The organism is Sutterella seckii, from assembly GCF_009183815.1.
GTDB classification, from domain to species: domain Bacteria; phylum Pseudomonadota; class Gammaproteobacteria; order Burkholderiales; family Burkholderiaceae_F; genus Sutterella; species Sutterella seckii.
The window spans coordinates 1-925 of sequence record NZ_WEHX01000202.1 but is presented as its reverse complement, the minus strand read 5'-3'; the positions used below and the strand labels follow the sequence as shown (position 1 = coordinate 925).

Here is a 925-nt window from a genome sequence, read left to right as displayed (position 1 = left end):
GTCCGCGAAGGCAAGCATGCGTTCACGCTCCGCGTTGACTTCTTCGTAGAAAGGCGCGGAAGCGTCAAATGCACGAAGCGACGTATGCAATGCCGCGCGGTTTTCCGACAAATTGACGACTTCGCCGGCACACATCCGGCGAAACGAACCCTGCAGATCGATTTCTTCCGCATAGTGAATGAAATCGTCGAAATCCGTCTGCGTCAAGCGCTGACTGGTCAAATCCAACGTAATGCCGCAGGCGGAAACGGAAGTACGAGTTCCGGTCTCCTTAAGGAAAGGCTTGTTCATGGTCTTCTTCTTTTTGTTATTGAATGTTCAGAGCTGGAGCGACACGGAGTATTTCGTCAATGAAACATCGACGAATCCGCTCAAGCGATTCAGGAGTATCGCCTTCAAAGCGCAGAACGATGACGGGCGTCGTATTTGAGGCGCGTGCCAGTGCAAACCCGTCCCGCCACTCGACTCGTACGCCGTCAATCGTTATGACGGATTCCGCATCGTTGAAACGACAATGCTTCTGGAAATCGGCAATGAACCGCTTGTTTTCCCCTTCCTCCGTCGGGATCTGGATTTCCGGCGTGTTGACCGCATTCGGCAGCTCATGAAGAACCGTTGAAGGCGCTTCGCTTCTCGAGAGAATTTCAAGAAGACGAACGGCGGAATAAAGGCCGTCATCAAAGCCTGTCCAGCGTTCGTCGTTGAAGAAGAGATGTCCGGACATTTCACCGGCGAACGGCGCTCCGGTTTCGCGGAGCTTGGCCTTGACAAGCGAATGCCCGGTTGGACTGATGACGGGGATGCCGCCCTTTTCACGGATCCAGTTGACAAGCTTTCGAGAGCATTTGACGTCATAGACAATCTCTGCTCCCGGATGCGAGCGAAGAATGTCTTCTGCGAAAAGCATCATGAGACGATCGGGATA

General features: G+C 53.3%; 2 pseudogenes. Both read right to left on the bottom strand.

Features of this window, described 5'->3' with window-relative positions:
- Positions 1 to 291, bottom strand: a pseudogene (locus GBM95_RS11835) (glucose-6-phosphate isomerase); the annotation flags it as partial.
- A gap of 16 nt (positions 292 to 307) precedes the next feature.
- Positions 308 to 925: pseudogene (locus GBM95_RS11830) on the bottom strand (phosphomannomutase/phosphoglucomutase); the annotation flags it as partial.